The 9,843-nt window shown below is 40.9% G+C and carries 7 protein-coding genes; 4 read left to right on the plus strand and 3 right to left on the minus strand.

Annotated elements, in window-relative coordinates:
• Nucleotides 1–6: 6 nt before the first annotated feature.
• Genes tssC through tssG form a run of 4 tightly spaced genes read left to right on the plus strand, consistent with a single transcriptional unit; the run spans nucleotide 7 to nucleotide 4,707 of the window.
• Nucleotides 7–1,482, plus strand: a complete 1,476-nt coding sequence (gene tssC, locus MU515_RS11985) for a type VI secretion system contractile sheath large subunit (RefSeq protein ID WP_260260660.1) — start codon at nucleotides 7–9, stop codon at nucleotides 1,480–1,482.
• 60 nt (nucleotides 1,483–1,542) lie between these two features.
• Nucleotides 1,543–1,953, plus strand: coding sequence for a type VI secretion system baseplate subunit TssE (gene tssE, locus MU515_RS11990; RefSeq protein ID WP_260260661.1), 411 nt, complete (start codon nucleotides 1,543–1,545; stop codon nucleotides 1,951–1,953).
• A gap of 10 nt (nucleotides 1,954–1,963) precedes the next feature.
• On the plus strand, nucleotides 1,964–3,712 hold the full coding sequence (gene tssF / locus MU515_RS11995) for a type VI secretion system baseplate subunit TssF (protein WP_260260662.1): 1,749 nt from the start codon (nucleotides 1,964–1,966) through the stop codon (nucleotides 3,710–3,712).
• A complete protein-coding gene (gene tssG / locus MU515_RS12000) occupies nucleotides 3,709–4,707 on the plus strand; it encodes a type VI secretion system baseplate subunit TssG (RefSeq protein WP_260260663.1) in 999 nt (332 codons plus the stop codon). The genes tssF and tssG overlap by 4 nt, the downstream gene beginning before the upstream one ends.
• A 109-nt stretch (nucleotides 4,708–4,816) precedes the next feature.
• On the opposite strand, the gene MU515_RS12005 is transcribed toward tssG, so the two are convergent.
• The 3 genes from MU515_RS12005 to MU515_RS12015 are packed head-to-tail and all read right to left on the minus strand — an operon-like array spanning nucleotide 4,817 to nucleotide 9,633.
• Nucleotides 4,817–5,269 carry an Lrp/AsnC family transcriptional regulator gene (locus tag MU515_RS12005; protein WP_260260664.1) on the minus strand — a complete coding sequence of 151 codons (453 nt, stop codon included), beginning with the start codon at nucleotides 5,267–5,269 and terminating at the stop codon, nucleotides 4,817–4,819.
• A 28-nt stretch (nucleotides 5,270–5,297) separates the two neighbouring features.
• Nucleotides 5,298–8,687, minus strand: a complete 3,390-nt coding sequence (gene tssM / locus MU515_RS12010) for a type VI secretion system membrane subunit TssM (RefSeq protein WP_260260665.1) — start codon at nucleotides 8,685–8,687, stop codon at nucleotides 5,298–5,300.
• A 16-nt stretch (nucleotides 8,688–8,703) separates the two neighbouring features.
• On the minus strand, nucleotides 8,704–9,633 hold the full coding sequence (locus MU515_RS12015) for a type VI secretion protein (RefSeq protein WP_260260666.1): 930 nt from the start codon (nucleotides 9,631–9,633) through the stop codon (nucleotides 8,704–8,706).
• Nucleotides 9,634–9,843 lie beyond the last annotated feature (210 nt).

Here is a 9,843-nt window from a genome sequence, read left to right on the forward strand (position 1 = left end):
AATACCATGTCTGCAGAAGCACAAGCTCCAGAACAAGAAGCGGCCCTAGCGGAGTCCGGTTCATTGCTGGATAGCATTCTTAACGAAACTCGCTTGAAGCCGAGTGACGAAGGTTTTGATGTCGCAAAACGTGGCGTAGAAGCATTTATCAGTGAGCTACTAAGCAGCTCAACTACAGAGAAAGTGGATCAATCTTTAATTGATCTTATGATTTCAGAAATTGACCAGAAGCTTTCTAAACAAGTTGATGCGATTCTTCACTGTGAAGAAGTACAGGCGGTCGAATCGACTTGGCGTGGCCTTAAGTATTTAGTCGATCACACGGACTTCCGTGAGAACATTCAAATTGAGTTGATCTCTGCGAAGAAAGATGAAGTTCTAGATGACTTCGAAGATGCGCCTGAAGTAGTGAAGTCAGGTTTGTACAAGCAAATCTATACTCGTGAATATGGCCAATTTGGTGGTAAGCCAGTTGGTGCTGTCATTTGTGATTATGACTTGTCTGCATCATCGCCTGATATCAAATTGATGGAGTATATGGCAAACGTAGGTGCGATGTCGCATGCGCCATTTATTACTTCGGCATCGTCGAAGTTCTTTGGTATTGACACGTATGAAGAACTACCAAACCTGAAAGATCTTAAATCGGTATTTGAAGGCCCCCAATACACCAAATGGCGTGGTTTGCGAGAGCATGAAGATTCACGTTACCTTGGGCTATGTACGTCTCGCTTTATGCTACGTAATCCATATTCTGTTGAAGACAATCCAATCAAAGCATTTGACTATGATGAATTAGTAACAGATAACCACAATCACTACTTGTGGGGTAACTCTGCCTACGCAATGGCTTCAAAAATAAGTGAGTCATTCGCTAAATATCGCTGGTGTCCAAATATTATTGGCCCTCAAAGCGGTGGTGCGGTGTTTGATTTACCAGTCTACAACTTTGAATCTATGGGACAGATCGAAACGAAAATCCCAACAGAAATTTTGGTTTCTGACCGTCGAGAGTATGAATTAGCAGAAGAGGGCTTTATTGCTCTGACTATGCGTAAGGGCTCTGATAATGCAGCGTTTTTCTCTGCTAACTCAATTCAAAAGCCAAAAGTGTTTGCGAATACGCCGGAAGGTAAACAAGCAGAGATGAACTATAAGTTAGGCACTCAGTTACCTTATATGTTCATTATTAACCGCTTAGCTCACTATATTAAAGTACTTCAGCGTGAGCAGATCGGTTCATGGAAAGAGCGTTCTGACCTTGAAATCGAGCTGAACAAGTGGATTCGTCAATATGTATCTGATCAGGAAAACCCACCAGCAGAAGTACGTGGTCGCCGTCCACTCCGAGCTGCGAAAGTTGAGGTATCAGACGTAGAGGGCGATCCAGGTTGGTATAAAGTATCGATGTCAGTACGTCCTCACTTTAAGTACATGGGTGCAAGTTTTGACTTGTCTCTGGTTGGTAAGTTAGACCAGTAACACATTGCAATACTATTAAGCAGTCAGTGAATACTGGCTGCTTTTTTCGTAGGACCGAATATGGAAAAAGGATATCGTCTTCTTGAACGCATTGAACTGGGTGAGCCCAAAAATTGTTACGAAAAAGTGGTATCTCACAAGCATTTAATCGAGTCTATCCATTCACACCTCGCAGACTTGCTTAATACGCATTCTGGTAATGCTATGATTGATAACGAATATGGTTTGCCAGATTTCAATGATGTTCTGTCTAATAACACGAACCTGGTTCGCCACATTCAGCAAAATATAACAGCCACAATTGAACGCTTTGAGCCCCGGTTACTCAATGTCCACGTGCAGTACCGAGAAGATCACCATAATCCATTACAACTTGGCTTTGGTATTCGGGGGGAAGTGTCTCACAACGGTGGGAAAGTCCCTATGTCGATCGATGTCTATATGGGCACAGATGGCCAATTTAACGTTTAGTAGGTAGCACTTGAGTAACAGTAAATACTTTCAAGATGAACTCACGTATTTGCGTGAATCAGGTAGTGAGTTTGCCAAATATCATCCGAAGTTGACACATTTTCTCTCAGAAGGAACGTTCGATCCTGATGTCGAGCGATTATTGGAAGGTTTTGCCTTTTTAACGGGACGCATCCGAGAAAAGATCGATGATGAGTTACCAGAACTGACACAATCTCTCATGACGTTACTGTGGCCCCATTATATGCGATCCGTACCGTCTTTGTGTATCACAGAACTTAAGCCTCATACTGGTAGTGTTACTGAAAAAACGGTGGTGAAACGTGGTGTTGAGATGGCTAGTGAGCAAGTAGAAGGGACGCAGTGCTTGTTTCGTACTTGCTATGATGTTGATCTATACCCAGTTTCGATAACCAATATCGAGCAAACGAATAGTCGTACAAGTTCAACTATCGATGTCACGTTGTCGACAGAACATGGCCTTGAATTATCGCGCATCGGTCTGGATACGTTACGCATACATCTTCATGGTGAAATACATATCACACGAACCGTATTCTTATGGTTATTCCGTTATTTGGATTATGTCGAATTAGATGTTGGTGGCGGGTATAAGCATCGCCTTGGGCCAGAATATGTTAAACCGGTTGGACATGAAGAAGATGAAGCTTTGTTACCATACGGTAAGAATTCGTTCGCAGGCTATCGTTTATTGCAAGAGCTTTTCTCTCTACCTGATAAGTTCATGTTCTTTGATTTAAAAGGTTTAGATTGGCTAAGAGGCATTCCTCAACGTAGTAATGTAAGGGTTAAGTTCTTCTTCAAACGAGCTTTACCATCGGAGGTTGTTTTGAAAGATAAACACTTCCGTTTACATTGTACCCCGGCTGTTAATCTGTTTGAAAAAGATGGTGACCCTATACGATTGGAACATCGTCGGAATGAGTATAAAGTTCGCCCCCAAAGTAATGCTCAAGAGCATTACGAAGTGTATTCTATTGAACAGGTTGAGAGTTGGAGCAAAGATGAACGACGCAGTAAGCCGTTGATCGAGTTCGAATCGTTCGAGCACCAAATCAACCAACGTGATAAAAGAGAGTTTTATAAGTCCAAGGTCAACGAACGTGTCAACGGCCGAGGTCTTGAGCGATATATTTCTTTCCATACACATAACAGTGACATTGCAGACTTAGGTACGGAAACGGTGCTAATGAAGCTTCAATGTAGCAACGCTGATTTAGCGGAGCGTTTATCCGTTGGAGATATCACGTATGCAACGCACAAGTCTCCGACCTATGCGACGTTTAGAAATATTACAAAGCCAACTCAATCGGTTAGCCCACAAGTGAATGGGGAGCTTCAATGGCAATTGATTGCAAACATGTCTCTCAACTATTTGTCATTGGCGAATATCGACGTCTTGAAAGTTTTATTGTCCACTTATGATTTCCACTCACGAGTAGATAGGCAAGCACACAGAGCGTCGATTCATCGATTAGATGGTATTATCTCTTCAGAAATGAAGCCTATTGATCGTGTGTTTCGCGGAGTATCGGTAAGAGGTAATCAGTTTAAATTGGTTATGAACTCTAAGTTCTTTGTTAATGAAGGTGATATGTATCTTATGGCGACGGTGCTAAATGAGTTTATCCGTTTGTACTCAAGTGTGAATTCTTTTACTGAGTTAGAAGTATTTGATGAAGCGACAGGGGAGTTATACACCTGGGCAAGCCTTATCGGACAGCAAACGATCCTATGATTACGACATTAACAGACAGCAGCAATGAGTTCAGCTTTTATCAAGCTGTTCTATTGCTTGAGAAATACTATCAACTAGAGCCTGATTCTAATTTTGTTGCGGTGGGGGAGAATAAATACTTTCACCAAGAGCGTATAGCATTTAGTGTTTCGCCAAATTTATGTTTTCCTAAGAGTGATATGGAATTTATTACTCACATGGAAAGAAATGGCCAGCAGTATTCTCGAATTGAGACCAATTTTCTTGGTTTGCATGGCTCTAGTTCACCTTTGCCTGTTTCTTACACTGAAAAGCTGGCAGGCCGCGATCCAGATGATAACCCGGTTAAAGATTTCTTCGATTTCTTCCATAACCGATATACAAGCTTATTGTATCGCGTTTGGAAAAAATACCGATATCATGTGCAATATAAAAGCGGCGCAAGTGATGCTTTTTCGGGACGGATATTGCATTTGGCGGGGCTGTCGAGTGTCATGCAAGATTGTGAAGCAGCGGAGCTAGATAGAGCTAAGATTCTTTCATATGTTAATCAGCTGTCGACACGGACACGCTCACCAAAACTTATTTCTGGTATTGTTTCTCACTATTTCTCTCTACCGCACGTTCGTATCGAAGAGTGGATTTATCGACGTGTAAAAATTGCCGCGAGTCAACGTAATAAACTTAATCGTTCAAACTGTAATTTGGGCCGTACCTTACATTTAGGGCAAAGTATTCCAGATCTAAACGGTAAGTTTAATATGTGCATTGACAACATCGATTTCGATATGTTTAGGCGTTTTTCTTATGGTAGTGAGCTCCATAAGACACTCGTTGGTTTGATGCGTTTTATTTTACGCGACCCTATGTCATGGGACCTGATACTTACGGTAAATTTGGATTCTGTTCCAGAAAACAAATTAGGCAATGGGGAAGGGAATAGTCTGGGGCAGACTTGCTGGCTAGGAACTCCGACAGAAAGGGATGTGAGTATACGAGTTATAGGTAGTATATAAAGTTTAGCGGGTCACACCGACACGATTGATTACATACATTATTGATTGTGTACGTTTTTACTAAAAAGCCTCGGCCAGCAATGGCTGAGGCTTTTTAAGTATTTGCGGACTATCGATTAATTGGTTGGTGAAGTACAACCGTTGTCTCAAGTGCTCTGATGCCACTAAAGGACTCGATCTCATTGCACAAGTAGTGTATCGACTGAAGGTCTGGAGCCTCAATCAAAGCAATGATGTCAAAGTTTCCTCCAACAACACTAGTCAAACGGACTTCGGGAATCTCTTTAAGTGCATTGGTTACTTCGTCTTTCTTCCCTTTTTCACAGGAGATAAGTAAGTAACTTGCTGCAGAGCGTCCTTCGTTCTCAATTCGAATTTGAGCGGTATAACCTTTAATTATTCCCGTCTTTTCCAGTCGATTAATTCTTTCTGCTACCGCTGTGCGCGATAAACCAATATTTCGAGAAAGATTGGCAATAGACTCTCGTCCATTTGACAATAAGTTAGAAAGTATTTTTCGATCTAGTTTGTCTAAGCCTTGTACTGTCATGTTAGAAATCATGGGTTTTGCCTATTTCGTTGTTTTATTTTTATTTGATTGTTTTTGGTAAAGTAAAGTTATATAGCTCTGCTAATGTAAAGGGATTTCGAGGTGTTAATGGGGTAACTCTCAGGCTTAAATCTCGCCCAGATACCTTTGTATCACTAACAAAACTACCATTATGTTGGTTTGTTAGTGTTGATTCCCCAAGTAAGCGATAGATCGCCCATTGACCACTTTTACTTAACACATGCTGTTTACCTTCATCTGTAACATCTTGAATAGTGATGTTTATGTTGAAGTCCCCATTTTGAGGAGGCCATTCCATATCTCGAATTTGGCTTGGGCCGTGATAGTATTTAATGTCTGTGCCCGCGACCTGAAGAGTGGCTCTGATGGCACTTGAATCTAGGTCTATGACTTTCATACTAAATGGGATGTAGACGCGGTTGGTGCTCTTGTTGATGAGCGTATCTCGAATAACATTGTAGTTACGCAGTTGAACGAGCAGTTCTGGAGATAAATACAGTTCTTCTCCCTCTACCTGCTTCGGTATCCACAGGTTCGTATCGTAAAACGGTGCAAAGTTCTTTTGAATAAAACTATCTAACAATCCTCCTGTTGCAAAAATCCGCTCAAAGTCTTCAATCGAAATGTCTTCTTCTGATGTCAGATCGAAGGGGTACTTATTGAGGCCAATTTGCTGGAATTGGGTGTAGACCTCACTATGCCATTGAGCTTGAATGCCTTTTGAAGATTCCTTGATTATCACAGACCAACTTTGTTGCACCATTCCTAATAGCCAACTTCTTACTGGCTCAGGTGATTTTTGGGCGATCTGTTTTAGCTTAATTAGAGGATCTGCTTCTGTGCTACTCATTCGGTGTTGCGCAGCGGCTAGTGCAGCCATTTGCGGATCTGGAGCATCCGCTATTTCTTTCATATAGGTTCGCACACGGCTAAGGGCTGCGATCGTTTCGTCCCAAGGTGTCGGTGAGTTATTAGTTTCATTGACCTGCAGTTGATTTAGCAGGTGAAATGCTTGCTCTACACGAGTCATCAGAAGGTAATCTGGCTTCGTTACCTCGGTTACTTTATCTGCAATAGCTTCACCGGCTTCTAAGAGCGTTGGGTTAACTTTTGATACTAAAGTGTTTTGGTTACCAATTGGAGAGAACTGAGTATTCGCATATACCTGTTTTAATACAGTTGTCATTGGCGATGATGGGCCAGATATCAAATCAATAGCGTTGGTGAGATCCCCCACGTTGTCATAACGTTTAACCTTCAGCTCACTCAATGCATTACGCCAGTAGCTTATGTAGTCATCAGTGTATTTTTTACGGACTTGGTCTTTGAACGTTTCGTGTTCTTCTTCTGTTGGAACAATGTTATTAGTTAAACCAAGTACCCAGTTATCACTGATCACTTGCTCTGACATAGTGTCAACACTTGGTCTGTAGAAAGTATTAAAGCCAGAAGAGGTGAACAATTTTCCGATGACCAAACGGCTACTGTCAGTTGGTTCACTGAATACATTGTTGAATTCAAACCCTACGGCACGTTCTAGATCAAGTGTGCCCAAACCAGTTGAGTCAGCTTGGCCGAGAACGCTTGCGTAAACAAGATCAACATTTGAGTTTGCTAAAAGTGAACGTCTTGTGGCTCGAACGATATCCATATTTATGTTCACTGGAGCAAAATCAGTTTTAAAGTAGGTATCTAAATAACGCATTGTTTGTTCTACAACTTCAGGGTTCACGTTAAGTGAGTCCATCATTGTTAGGGTTTGATGACGTAAGAACTGAATATCGCGTTTAGATGGGTCGTTCAGCATTAAGTAGGCTTTTAATAGTGGCAGTGCTCGATTAAAGTTGTTTTGGTTTCGAGTCAGTTCCAGTCGGTAGCCTGTTTCAATGATTGGAATTAGTTTGTTATGTAAGTCATCTAACAGTGCCCCATAAGCGACTTTTGTACTTGATGTTAAGCGACTGATATTAAGTGGTAGAGCTTCATTATCGAGCGCAGTCGAGCCATCAAACCATGCACTATACAATGGTTGTAATGATTCACTGGTGTTTGTTAAAAGCTCTGCAAAGTCGCTTTGATGGTCATTTTGATGAATATTGTCAATGTTGAGTAGTTTATTAATAACCCTCAGGTTTGCATCAAGGGTTGTAGCAAAATAGTAGCCGCTACCAGCGAGCAATAGCAATGAAGCGATTATTGCTAAATTACTCTGCTTTCTGATTCGACGAAGGTAAGTTTGGTTTTCACCGGCAAAGTCGCTTTCGGGCAAGATTTGAGAATCCATTAAAAAGCGAACGAAGTATGGCGTTTCAGTTAGGTGGGTATGTTCAGATGCAATAATCGGAAGGTTAAAGTAGTTGCTGCAGCTTTTAGCAAGCAAGTTGTACTTTCGTCCACCTTGTAAGCTCGAGTTGAAGAAGATCTCGCGGATGTCAAAAGAGTATACTCCAGTATTCACCTCGCTTAGTTTTTCAAGTACGTAGCTTACTTGAGACTGGCACAGCTCAAACTGTTTAGGAAACGTTATGATGGCTTGCTTTTCATCCATGTTTGAGGCTTGTGCAGAGGCATCAAGGGCGCTTGTTTCTAAGACACTAACCAGATTCGCGTAACTTTCGTTAAAGTAAGATGAAGTTAGGCCTTTCGCTTCTTTTAAAGGAATAGATAGGAATTCAATGTGTGTTTTCAACGAGCTGAATTGGATATATTCCTTAAAACCGTCAAGTTTATCTAACTTTGCCATCATAATATAAACTGGTAGCGCAGAAGCAGTTTGCTCAACAATAGAACTGAGGCGTTTTGTTAATGATGTAATAACAAATTCTTTCTGCTCGGTTTCTGAAACGATGAGAAATTCGTAATCAATAAAGAACATGCAACCAGCGAAAGGTTTTCTCGGTCTATGTGCGATCACCTCACGTGTGAAACGTTCCCATAAAGCGGCATCATTACTTGATATTTCTTGAAACAACAGTCGCGGATTAGGTTTTATATAAACGGCCTTTTCAGACTCGTACCAGCTGAAAAAGTCATTTTTAGTTGTCTTACTATGGTCAACAGATTTGATTGCACCAGAGTTAACCAAAAATTGACTTCTACCAGACTGTTTGTTGCCGATCATCAGGTAAATTGGTTTAGTCGCTGTTTTGGACAGGAGAGGTCGCATTATCATCGATAACGCATCTTCTTCCGTTTCCAATGCTAATGAGTCTGAGCCTCTTTTTTTCTTCATCCACAAAATGGCGAGGAAAGATACATAGAGTACGGCAATAACAGCCAATACTATATACAAATAAAGCAACTCAAACGTTTGAGCATAGAAAAAGATCGCGATAAACAATATCGCGAGACTAATTGCTAATATGGTTGAAACCGCAATTGGGTTTCGCATCATCTTTTTAAGAAACATAAGCCGTTATTTTTTGTTACTGTACGTTGTTTGATTCAGTTTTTAACTGATTGATTTTGTATAAGTAGGTGTTCAGCAATTGAAGAGAACGCTCTACATCTTTTTGTTGTTTGTGTTTTTCTGAGTATTCAATTCGACCTAATAAAGGAAACAGAGAGTTACTGTACTTATAAGCCTGTACAGATTTCTTATCTGTTTGATGTAAAGTCGCATTTGCAATAGCTGTTCTTGCGATAGAAAATCTTTGATAGATCATTTCGAATTCTTTGTCGAAGCTTGCTTTCTTCAGTTGAAAGTCCTGTTGAAGCTTTGAAGCATAATTTGAATCTGGATAAAGTAGCAGCAGTTGGTTCGTCAAGTGCTCAAGCTTATCTAGATTGTTTACTCTAACCGGATCTAATGTCCATCCATCCATAAGTTGATCAAGTCTAGTGATGGTTGGTTGTCGTAAATCGCTCAATGTATCCCGATTATTCTGAGAGTTAAGTTCATCGACTATACTTGCAAGTTCGGGAATAGAAGCTTGATTCACCTGCGCTATAAGTTGCTTCTTTTGATAGTGGGGATAGAAGAAAAATAAGGTAATAGCGATAACCATAGCGAAACTAGCTGCCACCAAGTATTTCTTAGGATTATTTGGAGAATGCTGAAGTTCTTCTGGTTTAGATTGTTCCTGCTTTGGCGGTGATATCTCTAGGGTAAACTCATGAGGAGCTGGCACCTTTTTAGTTTCAACTGTACTTGCTTGTTGATTGCTTTCCCTTATCTCACCGACCCAAAGGCTAAGTCTTCGGCGTACTCGGCCTAAAGAAGGAGCTGCCAAGCCGTAGTGAAGGCGAAGTTCCTCTTCTATTCGCAAACATGTTTGATGTGCCATCTCAATAAGTCGAAGGTCTTCTGATTGCGGGTTAATGTGTTTAAGGCGACGTTCAGTATTTTCTACCATCCACTCTATAGCGTTAACTCGAGCATTGGTTTTAGAGCAATCAGGGAAAGCGCTATACCAGTAGATGACGCATAGGTCCAACAGAGAAGTAAGGGTGGGATCGAACTTTAACCACTGAAAATAAAAGACTTTATTTTATTGGGAACTTTTCAAGGTAATCACGATCTGATCATGAAGTTAAAAATATGAGAAACTCGTGCATGATTATCA

This window comes from Vibrio intestinalis (genome assembly GCF_025195085.2).
In the GTDB taxonomy this organism is placed as follows: Bacteria; Pseudomonadota; Gammaproteobacteria; order Enterobacterales; family Vibrionaceae; genus Vibrio; species Vibrio intestinalis.

Excerpts from the sequence above, each read along its gene's own strand:
- tssC (WP_260260660.1), top strand. The coding sequence starts at position 7 with ATGTCTGCAGAAGCACAAGCTCCAGAACAAGAAGCGGCCCTAGCGGAG.
- tssE (WP_260260661.1), top strand. The coding sequence starts at position 1,543 with ATGGAAAAAGGATATCGTCTTCTTGAACGCATTGAACTGGGTGAGCCC.
- tssG (WP_260260663.1), top strand. The coding sequence starts at position 3,709 with ATGATTACGACATTAACAGACAGCAGCAATGAGTTCAGCTTTTATCAA.
- MU515_RS12005 (WP_260260664.1), bottom strand. The coding sequence starts at position 5,269 with ATGATTTCTAACATGACAGTACAAGGCTTAGACAAACTAGATCGAAAA.
- tssM (WP_260260665.1), bottom strand. The coding sequence starts at position 8,687 with ATGTTTCTTAAAAAGATGATGCGAAACCCAATTGCGGTTTCAACCATA.
- MU515_RS12015 (WP_260260666.1), bottom strand. The coding sequence starts at position 9,633 with ATGGTAGAAAATACTGAACGTCGCCTTAAACACATTAACCCGCAATCA.